The sequence below is a fragment of the Nonomuraea jabiensis genome, from assembly GCF_014204795.1.
GTDB lineage: Bacteria > Actinomycetota > Actinomycetes > Streptosporangiales > Streptosporangiaceae > Nonomuraea > Nonomuraea jabiensis.
This window is the reverse complement of the sequence record NZ_JACHMB010000001.1, coordinates 2,706,954-2,725,285: the sequence shown is the minus strand read 5'-3', so window position 1 is coordinate 2,725,285 and position 18,332 is coordinate 2,706,954. Positions and strand designations below refer to the sequence as shown.

Sequence of the window (18,332 nt, the reverse complement as noted above, 5' to 3'; positions counted from 1 at the left end):
TCTATCCCCTTACGAAGCAACCTGGGCACGACTGCGCGAGCTGGGCGGCGACCTCGGCACGGCGGGCGAGCAGGACGCGGATCTCCTCGTCGATCTCGCTGAGCTTGCGCTCGTAGACCTCGACCGACTCCGCGCACGAGCCTCCGGAGCTGTGCCCCCGGCGCAGGCAGTCGATGAAGGGCCGGGTGTCCTCCAGCGTGAACCCGATGCTGAGCAGCGCCCGGATCTCGGACACCAGCCTGACGTCGTCCTCGCTGTAGTCACGGTAGCCGTTGGATCCGCGGCGGGCTCTGAGCAGGCCGTGCTGCTCGTAATAGCGAAGTGAGCGGGTGCTCACCCCCGTACGTTCCGCCAGCTCTCCGATGCGCATGCCACAACGGTAAACGTTGACACCGACGTCAATGTCAAGCCGCGCGCCCATGAACAGGCTCCCCAGCGACCGAGCCCGCCTTTGCGGAGCAGAGGCCATGAACAGGCGAGGGAGCGCCGTTGCCTGGACTGAGGAGCGTCGGGAGCGTAGCGACCAGAGCGACGAGGGAAGGCAACGGCTCCCCAGCGACCGAGCCCGCCTTTGCGGAGCAGAGGCCATGAACAGGCGAGGGAGCGCCGTTGCCTGGACTGAGGAGCGTCGGGAGCGTAGCGACCAGAGCGACGAGGGAAGGCAACGGCTCCCCAGCGACCGAGCCCGCCTCTGCGGAGCAGAGGCCATGAACTCAGTAGTAGCGCCAGCGGAGCACGTTCGGGTAGGGGAGTTCCAGGCCGGGCGTCTCGGCGATGGCCTGCTCGGCCACCTCGGGCGTGAACTCGATGCGCAGCACCGCCTCCAGGTCCGCCCGCCGCTCGAAGGCCATCCTGAGGTCCAGAGGCCGCCGCTGCCAGCCCTGGCGGTCCCAGAACGACTCGACCTCCCGGACGGAGTACGTCGGCACCGTACGCGAGAACCAGCGGCCGAACGCCCCCCGCGTGGCGTCGAGGTCGAGGACGAAGGCCGCGCCGCCGCGGCGTACCACCCGGTTCAGCTCGCGCAGGCCCGGCTCGCAGCCGGGGCCGAAGAAGTACGCCCAGCGCGCGACGGCCACGTCCACGCTCGCGTCGGGCAGCGGCAGGTCCTGGGCCGCGGCGGCGTGGACGGCCACGTTGGCCAGCGCGGCGCAGCGGCGTACGGCGAGCGCGGCCAGGTCGCCGTGCGGCTCCACGCCGATCACCTGCGCGGCCTCGGACGCGAGCGCGGGCAGGTGGAACCCGGTGCCGCAGCCGATGTCGAGCACGGTGGCGCCCTTCCAGGGGCGCAGGGCGCGCATCGCCTCGTCGGCGGCGCCCTCGGGGTCGACGGCGCGGTTCTCCAGCTCGTAGATCTGAGGCGCGTTCCAGATGTTCGGGCTGGGGATCGCACCTTTCGCTATCCGTGGCATGCCCCAAAGTTAAGCCAGCCCGCCGGGCGCGGCTCACCAAAGGGGCTTTCGCGCCAGATCGGCTCCACCGGCTTAGGCTGGCAGCGTGGCTGATGTCATCCGCGTGCCCAATGCGAAGATCGCATTGTCCACTGCTTCGGTATATCCGGAACGCACTCCCGACGCGTTCGAGCTGGCCGCGCGCCTGGGTTACGACGGTGTCGAGATCATGGTGGGCGCAGACCCCGTGAGTCAGGACATCGACGTGATCGAGCGGCTGTCCGACCACTACCAGGTCCCCGTCCTGGCCATCCACGCGCCCTGCCTGCTGGTCACCCAGCGCGTCTGGGGCCGCGACCCCTGGGCCAAGCTGGTCAAGGCGCAGAAGGCCGCCGAACGGCTGGGCGCCGCGACGGTCGTGGTCCACCCGCCGTTCCGCTGGCAGCGCGAGTACGCCCGCGAGTTCGAGACGGGGCTGGCCAGGATGCGTGACGAGACCGACGTCACGTTCGCGGTCGAGAACATGTTCCCCCTGAAGGCGCGGGGCAACGACGTGGTGCCCTACTCGCCCGACTGGAATCCGATCGACTACGACTTCCCGCAGGTCACGCTCGACCTGTCGCACACGGCCGTGTCGGGCTCCGACGCCATGGAGATGGCCGTCAAGCTCGGCGACCGGCTGGCCCACCTCCACCTGGCCGACGGCCTCGGGGTGACCAACAAGGACGAGCACCTCGTGCCCGGCAGGGGCAACCAGCCGTGCGCCCCGATGCTGGAGCGGCTGGCCAACACCGGCTACTCGGGGCTGGTGGTGCTGGAGATCAACACCCGCAAGGCGGCCAGCCGCACCGAGCGGATCGACGACCTGGCGGAGGGGCTGGCGTTCGCCCGGCTGCACCTGGCGGCGTCCTCATGAACATAGGGCCGATCAGGGGTCTGGGCCGGATGTTCGAGCGGGTGGCCGACGCGTACGACGCGGGCCGGCCGCACTATCCCGACGAGATGTACCGCGCCCTGACCGAGGTGACCGGCCTCGACCTCGACGGCGCCACCACGGTGGACGTCGGCGCGGGCACCGGCATCATGACGCGCGCGCTCAGGGCGCGCGGCTCCCATGTCATCGCGGTCGACCCGGGCGCGGAGATGCTGGCCCGCCTGGTCTCCCGGTCGGAGAGCGGGACGCCCTCCGTCGCGGCCGTGCTGGCCGACGGCAACGCGCTGCCGCTGGCCGACGGCGTGGCCGACCTGGTGACGTACGCGCAGTCGTGGCACTGGCTCGACCCCGTGGCGTCGATCGCCGAGGCCCGGCGGGTGCTGCGGCCCGAGGGGGCCATCGTGGGCTGCTGGAACTTCAACCACGCGGCGCAGGCCGAATGGCTGGCCGCCTACGAGGCCCGCCTGGCGGAGGCGGTGCCGACCTACTACGGGCCGGCGGTCGAGCAGTGGTCGGCGCCGCCCATCGCCTCGGCCTTCGAGGTGATCGAGGAGCGCTGGATCCCCTGGACCCGGCTGGTCGGCATCGAGGACTTCCTGCTCGACCTGCGCTCCCACTCCTACATGGCGGCCCTGCCGCCGGAGGCCGCCGACGAGTTGGTCGAGCGGCAGCGCGCCGAGCTGCGCAGGGAGTTTCCCGAAGGCGTGCTCTCCGTTCCCATGCGGGTGTACCTGGCGGTGGGTAGGTGACGCGAGGGAGCGCCGTCGCCTGGACTGAGGAGCGGCGGGAGCGTAGCGACCAGAGCGACGAGGGAAGGCGGCGGCTCCCCAGCGACCGAGCCGCCTCTGCGGAGCGGAGGCCATGAGCACGGATAAAAAAAGGCCTGGGCGTCGGCCGGGGTCGGCTGACACGCGGGGGGAGATCCTCGCCGCGGCCAGGAAGGTGTTCGCGGAGAAGGGGTTCGACAAGGCCACCGTGCGCGGCATCGCCCGCGAGGCCAACGTCGACCCCGCCCTCGTGCACCACTACTTCGAGACCAAGGAGGGCATGTTCGCGGCGGCCATGCGGCTGCCGTTCTCTCCCGAGAACCTCGTCAAGGTGCTGGTCGAGGGTCCGCGCGAGGAGGTCGGCGAGCGGCTCGTACGCATGCTCCTCCAGGTCACCGCCAACCCGGAGACGCGCGAGCCGATGCTGGCGCTGATCCGCTCGGCCATGACGAACGAGCAGGCGGTCACGATGGTCCGGGAGTTCTTCACGAACGCGCTGCTCTTCCAGGTGGCCGACCGGATGCAGGTGCCGCACCTGCGGATCGAGGCGGCGTTCGCGCAGATGTACGGCATCGTCATGGCCCGTTACGTGATCAGGCTGGAGCCGCTGGCGAGCGCCGGTCACGAGGAGCTCGTGGAGGTGCTCGCGCCGACCATCCAGAGGTACTTCACCGGCTAGAGCATTGTTCTGCACAAGGCGATGACCATAGGGTATGTCGCGTACGCCGGAAATGTTACTCGCGGGTAGGATCCGGGTAACGGTCTGTGCGACGGGTGACCGTACGCTGACAGCCAACGTCGTCTGTGGGAGGACCCTGTGCTCTGGGTAGCCATCATCGGGCTCGTGATGACCGTCCTCGCGGTGGCCGTCGCCGGCCGCAGGGCGTTGTTCCTGTTCAAGCTGGCGACCGTGGGGCCGCCGGCGCCCGAGCGGATCGACTACGCCAAGACCCATGCGGCCGACGAGGCGAAGGCGCAGCTGGTCGAGGTGTTCGGGCAGAAGAAGCTGCTGAAGTGGACGCCGTCCGGCGTCGCGCACTTCTTCGTCATGTGGGCGTTCTTCATCCTGCTGACCGTCTACATCGAGGCGTACGGCGCGATCATCCAGGGCGCGATCACCGGCACGCCCGACTTCCACATCCCGCTGATCGGCACCTGGGCCGTGCTCGGCTTCCTGCAGGACTTCATCGCGGTCGCCTGCGTGCTCGGCCTGATCGCCTTCGCGGCCATCCGGATCAAGAACTCGCCCGACAAGCTCGGCCGCCGCTCCCGCTTCTCCGGCTCCCACCTCGGCGGCGCGTGGCTCGTCCTGTTCATGATCTTCAACATCATCTGGACGCTGTTCCTGGCCAGGGGCGCGTCGGCGGCCAACGGCAACTTCCCCTACTCCTCCGGCGCGTTCGTCTCGCTGGCGCTCGGCGACGTGCTGCCGGCCAGCGCGCTGCTGGAGGAGATCGCGCTGCTGCTGCACATCGGCTTCATGCTGGTGTTCCTGGTCATCGTGGTGAACTCCAAGCACCTGCACATCTTCACCGCGCCGCTCAACGTGCTGTTCTCGCGCCGTCCCGACGGCCTGGGCGGCGCGCCGGAGATGCGGGTGGCGGGCAAGGTCGTCGACTTCGAGGACGAGGACCTCGACCCGGAGAAGCTCGGCCGGGGCAAGATCGCCGACACCACGTGGAAGGGCTTCCTGGACTTCTACTCCTGTACGGAGTGCGGCCGCTGCCAGTCGCAGTGCCCGGCGTGGAACACCGACAAGCCGCTGTCGCCGAAGATGCTCATCCTCGACCAGCGTGACCACGCCTTCAAGGTGGCACCGTACCTGCTGGCCGCCCAGCAGGGCGTCGAGCACAAGGACACCGACGTGCTCGCGCTGCTGGACAAGCCGCTGGTCGGCGAGGACGGAGTGATCCACCCCGACGTGCTCTGGTCGTGCACCAACTGCGGCGCCTGCGTCGAGCAGTGCCCGGTGGACATCGAGCACATCGACCACATCCTCGACATGCGCCGCTACCAGGTGATGGTGGAGTCGTCGTTCCCGTCCGAGGCGGGAGTGATGGTGAAGAACCTGGAGAACAAGGGCAACCCGTGGGGCATGTCCGAGATGAAGCGGGCCGACTGGATCGAGGAGCTCGACTTCGAGGTCCCGATGGTCGAGGACAAGATGCCCGAGGACGCCGAATACCTGTTCTGGGTGGGCTGCGCGGGCGCGCTCGAAGACCGGGCCAAGAAGACCACCAAGGCCGTGGCGGAGCTGCTGCACATCGCGGGCGTGAAGTTCGCGGTGCTCGGCCCGATGGAGGCGTGCACCGGCGACCCGGCCCGCCGCCTGGGCATGGAGTACCTGTTCAACATGCTCGCCCAGCAGAACATCGAGACGCTCAACGAGGCCGGCGTCAAGAAGATCGTCGCCACCTGCCCCCACTGCTTCAACACCCTGGCCAACGAGTATCCGCAGCTCGGCGGCACGTACGAGGTGGTGCACCACACGCAGCTGCTGTCGAAGCTCGTGGACGAGGGCCTGCTCACCCCGATCACCCCGATCGAGGAGAAGATCACCTACCACGACCCGTGCTTCCTGGGCCGCCACAACAAGGTCTACTCCCAGCCCCGCGACATCATGTCCAAGGTGCCGGGCGTGCGGACCCAGGAGATGCACCGCCACAAGGACCGCGGGTTCTGCTGCGGCGCCGGCGGCGCGCGCATGTGGATGGAGGAGCGCATCGGCAAGCGCATCAACACCGAACGCGTGGACGAGGCGCTGACCACCGATCCGGACACCGTCTCGACCGCCTGCCCGTTCTGCATGGTGATGCTCGGCGACGCGATCAACGAGAAGAAGAACAGCGGCGAGGCCAAGGAATCGCTCGAAGTCGTGGACGTGGCCCAGCTGTTGATCAAATCGGTCAAGGGTGCTTCCTGACCACCGATTGTCGGACTCCTCCACAGATTTTGTGGAGGAGTTTCGCACGTCAGAGGGTCGAGTGCGCGAAATCCAGCATCCACATAACGGGAAAATCACGGTAACCTCAACGTCGCATGGCTCTATTCGACGGGGAGGGGGCTCGTGATGGGCGTCGTCGTCACGGACGCCGAAGTCACTCTGGCCGACGTCCTCGCCCTCCGGCTCGCCATCGACGCACCACTGGAAGACGGCACCGAGCTCGTGCTCAGGCACCGCACCACGGGGGTGGAACGCGACGTGCGGCTCGGCACGCCGGGCGCTCGGGCGCGCGAGGCCACGGTCGCGGTCTCGCTGGCGCCGCTGGAGCTCAGCGCCGGGCGCTGGGACGCCTACCTGCGTCGCGACGGCAAGCGCAGCAGGCTGCGCAGCGTCGATCCGGGCTTCTCGCTCGACCACCTCGACGCGTACGCGCTGTGCAGGCGGACCCTCGCCTACCGCTCGTACCGCACGCGCAACGGGTTCCTGGCGCTGAAGATCTCCGACGCCGAGCCGGTGGCCGAGGTCCGCTCGATCTGGTTCAGGGAGGGGCGCTTCGAGGTGATGGGCCTGCTGGCGTACACCGGGCTCGATGACGACGACTCCCGCCATGAGGCCGTGCTGAGACTGGACCGCAGGCAGACCAGCGCGCGGCTGTCGGCCACCGCCACCGTGCAGGGCGTGCGCTTCCACGCCGCCGTGTCGCTCGTGGACGTGGTGGGCGCCGACCCCGACGCCGTGGCGAGCTCCGGCACCTGGGAGCCCGCGCTGGAGGTCGAGGGCGTGCCCACGCCGCTCAAGCTGGGCTCGCGGCTCGACGACGTCGACGGCAAGAGACGCCGGCTGCACTATCCCTCGGCCACGGTGGACGGCGTGCCCATCAGGCCCTGCTACACCGCCGACGACGAGCTGCGGATCGAGGTGGGCGGATGAAGGTCAGCCTGGTCCTCGCCTCCGCGTACGCGATGAGGGGCGACGTCCGCGCCACGCTGAACCTCGCCACCGCCCTGTCCGACCGGCACGACGTCGAGGTGATCAGCGTCCGGCGTCAGAAGGAGAAGCCGTTCTTCCCCGTCGGGCCCAAGGTGACCATGCGCAGCCTGATCGACGCCAGGCCGGGCGTCCGGCACCTGTTCCCGCGCGGGCAGGTCCGCGCGGAGGTGGCGCTGTGGCGGCTGCTGCGCAACCTCAAGTCCGACGTGCTGATCACGACGCGGCCGGGGCTCGGCGTCCAGGCCGCCAGGCACGCGCCGCGCGAGACCCTGAAGATCGCCAGGGAGTGGGGGCGGCCGGCCGTCCCAGGGCCGGTGAAACGGTTCTATCCGCGCCTGAACGCCGTCGTGACGGCCACGGAGTCGGCCCAGGAGGAATGGAGCAAGCTCCTCACCGACGGCCCTCCTGTGACCTCTCTGCTGGACGCGCTGCCCGACGGGCCGTGGCCGCGCTCGCGGATGGACAACCGGATCGTGGCCGCCGGCGGCCGGTGGGTGCCGGTCAAGGCGTACGACCGGCTGATCAAGGCGTTCGCGATCGTGGCGGACAAGCGCCCCGACTGGCGGCTGCGCCTGTACGGCGGCGGGCCGGAGGAGCGGCGCCTGCGCGCGCTGGTCCGCGAGCTCAGCCTGCACAACCACGTCTACTTCATGGGCACGACGCCCGACCTGGCGGGCGAGTTCGCCAAGGCGTCGATCGTGGCCACCACCTCGCTCACCGAGGACCTCGGCATGGCGGTGCTGGAGGCCATGGGCTGCGGGGTGCCCGTGGTGGCCTTCGACGGGGCCAGGGGGCCCAGGGAGTTCGTGGCGACGGGCTACAACGGGGTGCTGGTGCCGGAGACCGAGGGCGGTCTGGAGCTGTTCGCGGCGGCCCTGCTGGCGCTGATCGACGACGAGCGCAGGCGGCGCTCGCTCGCGGCGGGCGCCCTGGACACCGCGGTGCGCCACGCGGCCGGAGAGGTGGCCGGGCAGTGGGAGAAGCTCATCGCCGACCTCCGCTGAACGACCAGGGCACCCCCCACCCGTTACGGGTACCGTAGAAGCATGCATGGGTACAGCGGAGACAAGCAGGCGTATCTGACGCGTCTCAGGCGGATCGAGGGTCAGATCAGGGGCCTGCAGCGCATGGTCGATGACGACGCCTACTGCATCGACGTGCTCACCCAGGTCTCCGCGGCCACGCGGGCGCTCCAGGCCGTGGCGCTGGGGCTGCTGGAGGAGCACATCTCCCACTGCGTGGCGGACGCGATCAACAGTGGCGGGCCGGAGGCCGACGCGAAGGTCAAGGAGGCCTCGGCGGCCATCGCGCGCCTCGTCCGCTCATAGGCGCGGCGGTCCTCCTCCAGAAGGAGGACGTACCGAGGGATTAACTAGTTATGGGAAACCCCGGAAACCTTCTGACTAGGTCTCCGGGGCTAGTAATCGAGTTGATCCTTCAGCGGCTCGCCGAAGTCCGCAATCCGAGCGCGTCGTCGAGTTCGTCCAAGGTCAGCCGCCGCTCGCTGACAGCCACGGCCGTGAGCACCTCGGCGTAGAGCGCAATCTCGTCCAACGCGACACGGTCGTGGACCCGAGAGTCCAGGTCGTCGTGCCCCACCGCGTCGTCCTTCCTTCCGCAGCCCACACCCTCTACGAGGTTACGGCGGCGACCCTTCTGGCAACATGGCCCATCGGAGTCATTCCTTTCCGAACCGCGGGGGCCCCGGTCCGGATCATTTCCCGAATCAAAGATCACAATTCGGAGAATTGCCTGTTACCTGAGCGTTAGAACGATATAGGCGAAGTAAGGGTTAAATAACGATATTAGTGGTTTAGGTGTGGTCTGTGTGGTTGTCGTCGCGTTCGTGGATGAGTCTGTGCACGAGCGCCGTCTGCCCGGCCAGCCCCCGCTCCGGCACCTTGGCCCCCGTCAGCCGGCCCCATGCCAGCCCGGTCGCGTACGCGGCCCCGAGCACGGCCGCGGTGCTCGCCCGGTCCGGCGGCGCGATCTCCACCACCGCCGCGGGCTTGGTCAGCACCTGACCGGGCACGGGGAAGCCGTCCGGCTCGGTCGACTCGCTCGCCGAGGTCCCGGTCAGCCCGGCGCGTTCCAGTTCCTCGTACGCGCGCCTGAGCCGGTGGTCCAGCAGGGCCGGCAACCGCCCCTTGGAGTCCGACAGGTCGGCCAGGAACGTGGCGGCGGCCATGGGCGGGTCGGGCATGAAGGCCAGCGCCTCGACCAGGTCGTAGACGGCGTGCGAGAAGTCCGCCGCCGGGTCGTTCTCGACGAGCAGGGCCCGGCACAGCCGCCGCGGGCAACGCTCCAGCCAGGCCGCGCGCAGGGCCTCGGCGTCGGTGTGGGCGTCGTCGAGCCCCGGCCGGCGCAGCATGGGCTCGACCATCGTCAGCAGGGCGAGCGCCCGCGGCCTGAAGCGGGTGTCGGACATCAGGATCTGGGCCGCGTCCGCCATGGTGGCGGCGAGCCTGAGCGCGGCCCGCGGCTGCCCGGCCCGCTGCCGCTCGGCGACGAGCGTGGCGAGGTCCAGCAGCGGCGGCGCGGGCAGCCAGCGCACCCACTCGTCGCCGGGCAGCGGGCGGCGCAGGTATTCGCCGAACACCGTGATCAGCCGCTCGTTGCCGTCGAACGCGGGCGCGTACGCGCACCACATGATCGCGCCCCAGACGGCCGCCACCGTGCTCGGCACGTCGGAGCCGAAGATCTCGTCGAAGGCCGTCAGCGGGTAGTCCAGCTCCGACTTGAGCCCGCTGGCGCGCAGCAGCACCCTGAGCCGCTCGGTGAGGCTCTCGGAGACGTCCGGACCGATGAACGCCTGGGTGGAGCCGGGCTCGGCGTGGAAGTCGGGCCCGTACGGGATCACGTCCTCCGGCAGCACCGCCGCGGGATGCCGCACCTGGCGCGCCCGGGCGCCCCTCGGCGGCGGCGCGAGGTGCCAGCGGCCGTCGGCCGGATCGTGCAGATGCCAGCGCGCGTGCACCCCGAAGAGCCATCGGTCGCCATCTGGGGTCACAAGTATTCTGGCGGCCAGCACGTGGGCCCGGTCGGGGACGGAAAGCCCTTGCCAGCGCGGGTCCGCGACCATCGCTCGGACCTCCGCCTCGGCGGAGGTGAACGCATCCCAGGGTCGCACGGGCGCCATCGTACTTGGAGCGTCCAAATCATCCATCGGCATTTCACGGCAGAATGACCGTTATGAGGGCGAAGGTTGCAGGGGTGCTGGCGGTGGTCGGTGCGCTCTCCGCATGCGGTACGACCACGACGGCGCAGCCGTCCCCGACGGGGCCCGGCGTGCTCACGCTGGACAAGGCCAAGGCGCCGGAGCCCGGCGGCGAGGTGGGCGAGGCGTCCACGGAGTTCCAGAACGCGACGGACATGTCCATGTGGACCAAGCTGAGCGAGACGGAGAAGGACGTCGACCGGATCGGCAAGCTCGACATCAACAAGACGGTGAAGGGCTCCCTGTATCTGGAGCCCAGGACCTCGGCCTGGTTCGACGGCTTCCGTGGCCCCTTCGTGTACCAGGAGCTGGCGGGCGACGTCCTCATGTACGCCAGGGTCAAGGTCGAGGGCAAGAAGGGCGGCCAGCCCAAGCGGAAGTTCTCGCTCGGGGGGCTGATGGCCCGCCAGCCCGGCTCGTACGCCAAGCCCAACTGGGTGTCGATCACCACCGGCACGGCCGATAAGAGCGGACAGGTCGAGGTGAAGTACACCCAGGACGGCAGCTCCAAACCCCAGGAGCTGGCCGTCAAGAGCGGCTGGGTGGACCTGGCGCTCGGCCGGGTGGGCCGCGTCTTCGTCGCCCTCTACAGGGAGGAGGGCGGCAAGTGGAAGGTCGGCCGGCGCTGGCCGTCCAACCTCCCCGACGTGCTCCAGTGGGGCATCACCGCCTACACCGACTGGGACAGCTACAACCTGCTCAAGAAGGACGCGGCCAAGGCCAACGCCAAGCTGGTCAAGGGCGTGCCCGACCTGAAGCTGACCGTCGACTTCGTCCGGTTCTTACGCCCGGAGCTGCCCGAGTACGCGGACGCGCTCAACACCGCCTCGGTGTCGGACGAGGTCCTGATCAAAGCGATGACGCCTGCCGGTGCCTGAGCGCCTTGGCCATGTAGTTGTCCGGCGTGCGGGCGAAGGACGCCCGGTCGTCGTCGGTGAGTTCGCGTACGATTTTTCCGGGTACACCGGCCACCAGCACGCCGGACGGGATCTTCTTGCCCGGTCCGACGAGCGCGCCGGCGGCCACCAGGGTGCCCGCACCGATGCGGGCGCCGCCCAGCACGATCGCGCCGATGCCGATCAGCGCGCCGGTCTCCACATGGGCGCCGTGGACCATGGCCTTGTGGCCCAGGCTGACCCGGTCCTCCAGGATCGCCGGCTCGCCGGGATCGGCGTGCAAGCAGCTCAGATCCTGTACGTTGCACTCCTCGCCGATCTCGATCCGCTCGTCGTCCCCTCGAAGAACGGAGCCGTACCAGATGCTGGACGCCCGGCCCACTCGAACGCTGCCGACCACGACGGCGCCAGGGGCTATGAAGGCCTCAGGGTGTATGTCCGGGACTGCCCCGTTATCCAATGATGCGATGTACATCCAAGCCATCGTAATTCCCCGTCCGGCTGTGGCGTTCCGGTTGCGGACGTGGGCAGATGGCAGGAAAGTCGTTTCCTGACGTCTCGTTGTCAGACCCTCACAACCCGCAATTTTCCCCCGCCTCACGCAAACCACCCTTAGGTACCCCCATGATGAACCAGCACGAGAGCATTCCCGATCTGATGCAAGAGGACACCTTCGAGGTCGTGATGCGCGGCTACAACCGCCGTCAGGTTCACGACTACATGATCCGCACCCGCAACCAGGTAAGGGATCTGGAAGAGCGGCTGGCCCGGGCCATCGACCAGGCAGAGCAGGGCCGCATCGAGCTCGCGGAGGCCAGGCGGCGCATGGTCGAGGCGCCGCAGAGCTACGACGACCTCAGCCCGAGACTCGCCCAGATCCTGCGGCTCGGCGAGGAGGAGGCCGCGGCCAAGCGGGAGGACGCCGAGGCCGAGGCCGCCAGCGTGCGCGACGCGGCCAAGTCGGAGGCCGACCGGCTGCTGACGTCGTCCCGCGAGACCGCCGACAAGATCCTCACCTCCGCCCAGGCGGAGGCGGAGCGGCGCGTGAACGAGGCCACCCAGGCGGCGGAGCGGATGCTGGCCCAGGCGGGCTCGGATGCGGAGGAGCAGCTCGCGGCCGCCCGCACCGAGGCCGAGGACCTGCTGCGCGAATCGCGCGCCGAGTCCGAGCGGCTGGTCACGGCCGCCCAGGCGGAGGCGGAGCAGATCCTGCAGGCCGCCAACGCGCAGGCCGAGCAGCTGGTGACGGGCGCGCGCAACGATTCGGAGTCGATGCTGGCCTCCGCGCAGCAGCGCACCGCCGCGCTCGACGAGCAGACGGGGCGGCGGGTCGAATATCTGACCAACACGCACACGGAGGTCGTGCGGCGGCTGACCGAGATCAGCTCCGTGCTCGGCGACCTCATGCGCACCGAGTCGGCGGCCGGGCCGCTGGTCCCCGACGCGGTCGCGGCCCCGGTCCCGCCGGTCTCGCCGGTCTCGCCGCAGGAGGACGTGCGGGTCATCGTGGAGGAGACCGAGGAGGAAAAGCCCCTGGAGGAGGGGGGCGTCTCCGACGACACCGACATCCACATCGTCCGGCTGTCCGAGGTGAACAAGTAGTCCACACCCCGGGCGGGCACGGCTGGAGGCGTGCCCGCCCGGCTGGGACCGCCCCACAGCCGAGCGGGCGGTGAGAGCCGCGGGACCGCGCGGGGAAGGGGTGCGCGGCCCGCGGTGCAGGCGGTCCACGGAGCGGAAGCCCCCGCCCCCGATTGGGTCGGAGGCTTCCGCGTCAGTGGCCCCTCCTGTTTGGTGGCCCGGTGCCGGGGCCGCCGAGACGCTGGACACGGCACCGGGCTGCTCTTGGTGCGCCGGCCGTGGGACGAGCCACGGCCGGCGTCATGGAGGCGCGGGGCCGGCCCGCGGGTGCTGCCCGCCGGCCCGCTTCTCCTGGTCCCGGAGCCGGCCGCGCAGGCCGTCCGGGTCGTCCGCGTCGATGGTCATCGCACATCCGGCATCGCGCTGCGCCGCGCTGAGCGGACGGTGTCTCGTGGCCCACCAGCGGCCCGCGTCGCTCCGCCAGATGGTCCATTGGGGATACTCCCGGGCAATCTCGGCAAGATGCCGATCAAAGGACATCGCTGTTTCGCCTTTCCCGGCCCCAGGCGAGGTTTCCATCTCCTTCGACGATGCGGCACTTCTCTAGAGAACACAATGATCGTGCCGGACAGGGTCACCTTCCTTGACAAACTAGGCATCGAAGTCGTACTGGAGCACGTACGCGGCGGAGTCGAGCACCATCTCGTTGAGCTCGACGGGCACCCCGCCCGACGTGTAGGCGGTCCTGGCGATCACGATCACCGGCGTGCCCCCCGGCAGGTCGAGCAGCGCGATCTCGCGGGGTGAGGGCATCCGGGCCCGCACCTCCTCGGTGAAGTGGGCGGGGGAGACGCCCAGATCGCCCAGCCTGGCGTAGACGCCACCGGGTCCGGTGTCCGCGAGGGTGATCGCGCTGCCTTCGACCAGGTGCGCCGGGAAATACGAGGTGGCCAGCTGCACGGGTCTGGAGTCCACCGAGTAGCGGCGGCGACGTACCCATACCTCGCCGCTCTCCAGGACGCCCGCCACCTCCTCGCCGGCTCGCTCCAACACCACTTCCACCCGGTCCACCGTGAAAGGCCGGCCACGCGTGTCGGCGTCCCAGATGGCCCGCCCCTGACCCCACTGCTCTCTCGACAGGCGGCGTGAGCCGTGCCTGCGGATGGGTTTGAACAGCCGCACGTAAACCCCCGAACCTCGTTTGGGCACCGCCAGCCCTTCGTTGATCAGTACGGCAAGCGCCTGCCTGGCGGTGGCTCGTGCGATTGCGTATTCGGCCATCAGCGCGTTCTCGCCCGGTAGTCGGTCCCCGTCGCGCAGTTCGCCGGACAGAATCCGGGCGCGGAGGCCGTCGGCGATGCGGCGATAGATAGGGGGCTCGTGGGGTACCGGGGATTCAGACAACTTTGATCACCCTCTGTCACCAACCAGGTTGTGGCGTCTCCAGAGAACTTGCCCCGTCTTGTCCACGATCGCACAGATAGAAGGGATGGTCGCGGCCTTCTTTTGAGCGGATCGTGCCCGAGTGGTGAATTCCGGCGAGTTTTAGCAGCCCGTTATCGTGGAACGGTCCCGGCCGGTATCCGATCGGCCCACCAGCGCCGAGTAACCAAAGCGAAGATCACGGCACCTGCCGTGTTCAGGAGCACGTCGTCGACGGAGGAGAAACGGCCTAGTCGCAAGGCGTACTGGAGGATCTCGACGATGACCGAAAATGCGGCCGCGACCGCCGCAACGCGCGCGAGAGAGGACATCGCGCGGCTGCGCACCGGGAGCAGCGCGCCGAGCGCGGCGAACACCAGCAGGTTGCCCCCGACCTGCACCAACACCGCCTCCCACGGCGCGCTGACCAGGTCGGTGAGATCTTTGAACGGGACGAGACTGACTCCGGTCTGACCGTTGCGGGGGGTGAGGGTCATCCAGATCCACGGAGCCGTGCCGACCGCTATGCCGACGTCGGCGATCGACGCGCGCAGCGGTGCCGGGTGGCCGGCGCGAACGCGGTGACGGGAGAGGAGCAAGATTGCTAGCAAGGCCAGGGGAAGTGCAAAAGTACCAGCAATAATGACGTTTCCCCACAATTCCCACGTCCGCGCCATCCGCCCATAATGGCGATGATCTAGGGGTACCGGAAGATGTCTATCTGGACAGGGTCACCGGGAGGTGCTCCGACAGGAAGGTGAGCGCCACCTCCCAGGTGCGCGCGGCCGCCTCCGGGTGGTGGAACATCGGCGCCTCGCTGTTGTGGAAGGCGTGCCCGGCCTCCTCCTCGACGTGCATGACCACGTTCGGCCGGCCCTGCGCGGCCTGCTCGACGACGGCCACCCGGTCGCGCGTGATGTACGGGTCGCTGCCGCCGAAGACCAGCAGGAGCGGCGCGGCGATGCGCTCCATGAGCCCCGTCGAGTCGGGCACGGCGGAGCCGTAGAAGGACAGCACCGCGGCCAGCTCCACCTGCGTGGCCAGCATGTAGTCGATCGAGCCGCCCAGGCAGAACCCGAGCGCGCCGACCCCGCCCGCCACCTCGGGCAGCTCGCCCAGGTGGGCCACCGTGAGCGCGCAGTCGGCCACTCCCTGCGCGAAGTCGAACCGGCCGGCCAGCTCGATCGCGGCCGCCGTGCCCTCGGGGGTGTGCTCGCCCAGCCAGCCGGGGTGCAGGCGCCAGAACAGGTCCGGCGCGGCCACCACGTAGCCACGCGAGGCCAGGTCCAGCGCGACCTTCTCGATGTAGGGGCCAACCCCGTAGATCTCCTGGACGAGCAGGATGCCGGGGCCCGTCCCCGCCTCGGGGAACCACAGGTGGACGTCGAAGCTGCCGTCGTGGGCAGCCACTTGATCGGTTCTGGTTCGCATGTGCAACAGCATCGCGCATGGCGCGGGTCGCGTTCCGGGGAGACGATGCGATCAGGAAGGTCCCGGCGCACCCGTTGTCCGCCCATCGCCCAGCGATCTATACAGGGGGAAGAGGAGAGTGTTGTGCTGACCCATTTCATCGGTGGCGAGCCGGTGGGCGCGGGTAAGACGTTCCCCGTCCACGACCCCGTGACGGGCGCGGTGATCAGGCAGGTGCACGAGGCCGACCCCGAGGTCGTGGACCGTGCGGTGCGCGCGGCCAGGGAGGCGGCCCGCGACTGGGCGGCGCTGCCCGTCGGCGAGCGCGCCGGGTGGATGCGGCGCCTGGCCGAGGGCATCGAGTCCCGCTTCGACGACCTGGTGGACGCGGAGATCGCCGACACGGGCCAGCCGATCGACCAGACCCGCACGCTCGACATCCCGCGTGGCATCGCCAACTTCCGCGCGTTCGCCGAGATCGCCGCCCAGCGCCCGGACGACGCCTTCCACCTGTCCGGGGTGCTCAGCTACACCGTGCGCCGGCCGCTCGGCGTGGTCGCGGTGATCGTCCCGTGGAACCTGCCGTTCCTGCTGATGACCTGGAAGCTCGCGCCCGCCCTCGTCGCCGGCAACACCGTGGTGGTCAAGCCGTCGGAGCACACGCCGGGCTCGGCGGCGGTCTTCGCCGAGATCTGCGCCGAGGCCGGGCTGCCCGCGGGCGTCGTCAACATCATCTTCGGGTACGGCTCCTCCGGCCACCTCCTGGTCGAGCACCCGGGGGTGGACGCCGTGACGTTCACCGGGTCCACCAGGACCGGCACCGCGATCATGAACACGGTGGCCGACCGGGTCAAGCCCATCTCGTTCGAGCTGGGCGGCAAGAACGCGGGGCTGGTCTTCGAGGACTGCCGGTTGGACCGGGCCGTCGAGGGGACCGCGAAGTCGGTCTTCACCAACGGCGGGCAGGTGTGCCTGTGCACCGAGCGGGTCTACGTGCAGCGGCCGATCTTCGAAGAGTTCTGCGCCCGGCTGGCGGCCCGCGCGCAGGAGTTCGAGCCGCAGCCCATGATCTCGATGGAGCACCGCGAGAAGGTGCTCTCCTACTACGCCCTGGCCCGCTCGGAGGGAGCCAAGGTGCTCGCGGGGGGCGGCGTCCCCGCGTTCGGCGACAACCGCGATTGCGGATATTTCGTGGAACCGACGGTGGTGGCAGGCTTGTCGGAGTGGTCAAGGTTCAACAGAGAAGAGATCTTCGGGCCCGTGTGCCATGTCGCCCCCTTCGACAGCGAGGCCGAGGCGGTCGATCTGGCCAACAGCAGCGAGTACGGCCTTGCCTCCACGGTCTGGACGGGTAACCTCGACCGCGCCCACCGGGTCGCGCAGCGGCTGGAGGCCGGACTCGTCTGGGTGAACACCTGGTATCTGCGTGACCTGCGCACCCCGTTCGGCGGCATGAAACTGTCGGGCATCGGCAGGGAGGGCGGCGTCCAGTCACTCGACTTCTACTCCCAACCCACCACGATCACGATCAGACTGGAGCAGCCCGATGCATGACGAATGGTCCGAGGCCGTGGACACCCGATCCCAGGTCGCCGACCGGCTGGCGGAGGCCGCGAGCTCCGGCAAACCGTGCCCGCCGATCAGGGACCTGGTCGGCACGGTGGCCGAGGCGTACGCCATTCAGGAGATCAACACGCGGCGGGCGCTCGCAGCGGGACGGCGGCTGGTCGGCAGGAAGGTCGGCGTCACCAACGTCCTGCTGCAGCGGCAGTTCGGCATCGACCAGCCGGACTTCGGCATGCTCTTCGCGGACATGTCCTACTGCGACGGGCTCCCCGTGCCCGTGGACGCCTTCCTGCAGCCGCGGGCCGAGGCCGAGGTCGCGCTGGTGCTCGGCAGGGACCTGGCCGGCGGGCCCTTCACGGCCGCCGACGTGCTCAGGGCCGTGGAGTTCGCGCTGCCCGCCATCGAGATCGCCGACTCCCGGATCGCCGACTGGGACATCTCCCTGGCCGACACGGTCGCCGACAACGCCTCGGCCGGCGCGTTCGTGCTGGGCAGCACGCCCGTCCCGCTGGCCGGGCTCGACCTGCGGGCCGCCCGGATGACGATGACCCGGCGCGGCGAGGAGGTCTCGACCGGCTCCGGCGAGCTGGTCATGGGCAACCCGCTCAACGCCGCCGTCTGGCTCGCCTCCCGGCTCGGCCGCACCGACTACGCGCTGCGCGCCGGAGACGTGGTGCTGACCGGCGCGCTCGGCCCGGTCGTGCCCGCCGGCCCGCAGGACGAGTTCGAGGCGCGCATCGAAGGGCTGGGCTCCGTCCGGGCGGTGTTCTCGAAGTGATCGAACGCACCAAAGGGCTCCTGGTGCCCGGCAAGGCCACTCCCCGGGGCAGGTTCCCGCACGTCAAGCGGGCAGGCGACCTCCTGTACGTCTCGGGCACGAACTGCCGGCGCGCCGACGGCACCTTCGTGGGCGTGGAAGTGGACACGTTCGGCGCGACGAACCTGGACATCCGCGATCAGACCAGGGCGGTCATCGAGAACATCGGCGACATCCTCAAGGCCGCCGGCGGCTCGCTCGGCGACCTCGTGCAGATCACCACGTACCTGGTCAACATGAACGACTTCAAGGGCTACAACGAGGTCTACGCCGAGTTCTTCGACGAGGAGGGGCCCACGAGGGCCACGGTCGCGGTCCACCAGCTCCCGCACCCCCACCTGCTCATCGAGATGCAGGCCGTCGCCTACCGCCCGCAGGAGCGGCCATGACGTCCCGG

General features: G+C 69.6%; 20 protein-coding genes. 12 read left to right on the top strand and 8 right to left on the bottom strand.

What is annotated here, in order from left to right:
- Position 1: 1 nt before the first annotated feature.
- Together HD596_RS11865 and HD596_RS11860 are read right to left on the bottom strand one after the other, a co-directional pair.
- Positions 2–370: a MerR family transcriptional regulator gene (locus HD596_RS11865; protein ID WP_185069309.1), complete on the bottom strand. Its 369-nt coding sequence runs from the start codon at positions 368–370 to the stop codon at positions 2–4.
- A 343-nt stretch (positions 371–713) separates the two neighbouring features.
- Complete coding sequence (locus HD596_RS11860) at positions 714–1,412, bottom strand: class I SAM-dependent methyltransferase (RefSeq protein ID WP_185069308.1); 699 nt, start codon at positions 1,410–1,412, stop codon at positions 714–716.
- A gap of 85 nt (positions 1,413–1,497) precedes the next feature.
- On the opposite strand from HD596_RS11860, the gene HD596_RS11855 reads away from it, so the two are divergent.
- The 7 genes from HD596_RS11855 to HD596_RS11825 all read left to right on the top strand — a co-directional run bounded on the left by HD596_RS11855 (position 1,498) and on the right by HD596_RS11825 (position 8,354).
- Positions 1,498–2,307, top strand: a complete 810-nt coding sequence (locus HD596_RS11855) for a sugar phosphate isomerase/epimerase family protein (RefSeq protein WP_185069307.1) — start codon at positions 1,498–1,500, stop codon at positions 2,305–2,307.
- Positions 2,304–3,074, top strand: coding sequence for a class I SAM-dependent methyltransferase (locus HD596_RS11850; RefSeq protein ID WP_221519290.1), 771 nt, complete (start codon positions 2,304–2,306; stop codon positions 3,072–3,074). Before HD596_RS11855 ends, HD596_RS11850 begins: the two co-directional genes overlap by 4 nt.
- A gap of 112 nt (positions 3,075–3,186) precedes the next feature.
- Positions 3,187–3,771: a TetR/AcrR family transcriptional regulator gene (locus HD596_RS11845; RefSeq protein ID WP_185069306.1), complete on the top strand. Its 585-nt coding sequence runs from the start codon at positions 3,187–3,189 to the stop codon at positions 3,769–3,771.
- Positions 3,772–3,909: 138 nt separating this feature from the next.
- A complete protein-coding gene (locus tag HD596_RS11840) occupies positions 3,910–6,015 on the top strand; it encodes a (Fe-S)-binding protein (RefSeq protein ID WP_185069305.1) in 2,106 nt (701 codons plus the stop codon).
- A gap of 147 nt (positions 6,016–6,162) precedes the next feature.
- Complete coding sequence (locus HD596_RS11835; RefSeq protein WP_185078423.1) at positions 6,163–6,966, top strand: hypothetical protein; 804 nt, start codon at positions 6,163–6,165, stop codon at positions 6,964–6,966.
- Positions 6,963–8,030, top strand: coding sequence for a glycosyltransferase (locus HD596_RS11830; protein ID WP_185069304.1), 1,068 nt, complete (start codon positions 6,963–6,965; stop codon positions 8,028–8,030). Before HD596_RS11835 ends, HD596_RS11830 begins: the two co-directional genes overlap by 4 nt.
- Before the next feature lie 42 nt (positions 8,031–8,072).
- Positions 8,073–8,354 carry a metal-sensitive transcriptional regulator gene (locus HD596_RS11825; RefSeq protein ID WP_138670633.1) on the top strand — a complete coding sequence of 94 codons (282 nt, stop codon included), beginning with the start codon at positions 8,073–8,075 and terminating at the stop codon, positions 8,352–8,354.
- A 109-nt stretch (positions 8,355–8,463) separates the two neighbouring features.
- Here HD596_RS11825 and HD596_RS11820 read toward each other — a convergent pair whose 3' ends face one another.
- Together HD596_RS11820 and HD596_RS11815 are read right to left on the bottom strand one after the other, a co-directional pair.
- Positions 8,464–8,625: a hypothetical protein gene (locus HD596_RS11820; RefSeq protein WP_020540796.1), complete on the bottom strand. Its 162-nt coding sequence runs from the start codon at positions 8,623–8,625 to the stop codon at positions 8,464–8,466.
- 214 nt (positions 8,626–8,839) lie between these two features.
- On the bottom strand, positions 8,840–10,165 hold the full coding sequence (locus HD596_RS11815) for a hypothetical protein (protein ID WP_185069303.1): 1,326 nt from the start codon (positions 10,163–10,165) through the stop codon (positions 8,840–8,842).
- 53 nt (positions 10,166–10,218) lie between these two features.
- Between HD596_RS11815 and HD596_RS11810 the strand changes: the two genes are divergently transcribed.
- Entirely contained in the window at positions 10,219–11,121 is a 903-nt protein-coding gene (locus HD596_RS11810) for a DUF1349 domain-containing protein (RefSeq protein WP_185069302.1), read from the top strand.
- On the opposite strand, the gene HD596_RS11805 is transcribed toward HD596_RS11810, so the two are convergent.
- Positions 11,093–11,614: a gamma carbonic anhydrase family protein gene (locus HD596_RS11805; RefSeq protein ID WP_185069301.1), complete on the bottom strand. Its 522-nt coding sequence runs from the start codon at positions 11,612–11,614 to the stop codon at positions 11,093–11,095. The two genes, HD596_RS11810 and HD596_RS11805, sit on opposite strands and share 29 nt — an antisense overlap.
- A gap of 149 nt (positions 11,615–11,763) precedes the next feature.
- On the opposite strand from HD596_RS11805, the gene HD596_RS11800 reads away from it, so the two are divergent.
- Positions 11,764–12,741 carry a hypothetical protein gene (locus tag HD596_RS11800; RefSeq protein ID WP_185069300.1) on the top strand — a complete coding sequence of 326 codons (978 nt, stop codon included), beginning with the start codon at positions 11,764–11,766 and terminating at the stop codon, positions 12,739–12,741.
- 630 nt (positions 12,742–13,371) lie between these two features.
- On the opposite strand, the gene HD596_RS11790 is transcribed toward HD596_RS11800, so the two are convergent.
- The 3 genes from HD596_RS11790 to HD596_RS11780 all read right to left on the bottom strand — a co-directional run bounded on the left by HD596_RS11790 (position 13,372) and on the right by HD596_RS11780 (position 15,573).
- On the bottom strand, positions 13,372–14,124 hold the full coding sequence (locus tag HD596_RS11790; protein WP_185069298.1) for a GntR family transcriptional regulator: 753 nt from the start codon (positions 14,122–14,124) through the stop codon (positions 13,372–13,374).
- Between the two features lie 152 nt (positions 14,125–14,276).
- On the bottom strand, positions 14,277–14,819 hold the full coding sequence (locus tag HD596_RS11785; protein WP_185069297.1) for a VanZ family protein: 543 nt from the start codon (positions 14,817–14,819) through the stop codon (positions 14,277–14,279).
- 40 nt (positions 14,820–14,859) lie between these two features.
- Complete coding sequence (locus tag HD596_RS11780; protein WP_185069296.1) at positions 14,860–15,573, bottom strand: dienelactone hydrolase family protein; 714 nt, start codon at positions 15,571–15,573, stop codon at positions 14,860–14,862.
- Between the two features lie 123 nt (positions 15,574–15,696).
- Here HD596_RS11780 and HD596_RS11775 point away from each other — a divergent pair, with 123 nt between their 5' ends.
- The 3 genes from HD596_RS11775 to HD596_RS11765 are packed head-to-tail and all read left to right on the top strand — an operon-like array spanning position 15,697 to position 18,324.
- Positions 15,697–17,106, top strand: a complete 1,410-nt coding sequence (locus tag HD596_RS11775) for an aldehyde dehydrogenase family protein (RefSeq protein ID WP_313043676.1) — start codon at positions 15,697–15,699, stop codon at positions 17,104–17,106.
- The gene (locus HD596_RS11770) at positions 17,099–17,896 is read left to right on the top strand and encodes a 2-keto-4-pentenoate hydratase (protein ID WP_185069294.1); all 798 of its coding nucleotides are present in this window, start codon (positions 17,099–17,101) and stop codon (positions 17,894–17,896) included. Before HD596_RS11775 ends, HD596_RS11770 begins: the two co-directional genes overlap by 8 nt.
- The gene (locus HD596_RS11765) at positions 17,893–18,324 is read left to right on the top strand and encodes a RidA family protein (protein WP_313043674.1); all 432 of its coding nucleotides are present in this window, start codon (positions 17,893–17,895) and stop codon (positions 18,322–18,324) included. Before HD596_RS11770 ends, HD596_RS11765 begins: the two co-directional genes overlap by 4 nt.
- Positions 18,325–18,332: the final 8 nt, after the last annotated feature.

Coding starts and splice junctions, on each gene's coding strand:
- HD596_RS11865 (WP_185069309.1), bottom strand. CDS start 370: ATGCGCATCGGAGAGCTGGCGGAACGTACGGGGGTGAGCACCCGCTCA.
- HD596_RS11860 (WP_185069308.1), bottom strand. CDS start 1,412: ATGCCACGGATAGCGAAAGGTGCGATCCCCAGCCCGAACATCTGGAAC.
- HD596_RS11850 (WP_221519290.1), top strand. CDS start 2,304: ATGAACATAGGGCCGATCAGGGGTCTGGGCCGGATGTTCGAGCGGGTG.
- HD596_RS11845 (WP_185069306.1), top strand. CDS start 3,187: ATGAGCACGGATAAAAAAAGGCCTGGGCGTCGGCCGGGGTCGGCTGAC.
- HD596_RS11835 (WP_185078423.1), top strand. CDS start 6,163: ATGGGCGTCGTCGTCACGGACGCCGAAGTCACTCTGGCCGACGTCCTC.
- HD596_RS11830 (WP_185069304.1), top strand. CDS start 6,963: ATGAAGGTCAGCCTGGTCCTCGCCTCCGCGTACGCGATGAGGGGCGAC.
- HD596_RS11825 (WP_138670633.1), top strand. CDS start 8,073: ATGCATGGGTACAGCGGAGACAAGCAGGCGTATCTGACGCGTCTCAGG.
- HD596_RS11815 (WP_185069303.1), bottom strand. CDS start 10,165: ATGGCGCCCGTGCGACCCTGGGATGCGTTCACCTCCGCCGAGGCGGAG.
- HD596_RS11810 (WP_185069302.1), top strand. CDS start 10,219: ATGAGGGCGAAGGTTGCAGGGGTGCTGGCGGTGGTCGGTGCGCTCTCC.
- HD596_RS11805 (WP_185069301.1), bottom strand. CDS start 11,614: ATGTACATCGCATCATTGGATAACGGGGCAGTCCCGGACATACACCCT.
- HD596_RS11800 (WP_185069300.1), top strand. CDS start 11,764: ATGATGAACCAGCACGAGAGCATTCCCGATCTGATGCAAGAGGACACC.
- HD596_RS11785 (WP_185069297.1), bottom strand. CDS start 14,819: ATGGCGCGGACGTGGGAATTGTGGGGAAACGTCATTATTGCTGGTACT.
- HD596_RS11780 (WP_185069296.1), bottom strand. CDS start 15,573: ATGCGAACCAGAACCGATCAAGTGGCTGCCCACGACGGCAGCTTCGAC.
- HD596_RS11770 (WP_185069294.1), top strand. CDS start 17,099: ATGCATGACGAATGGTCCGAGGCCGTGGACACCCGATCCCAGGTCGCC.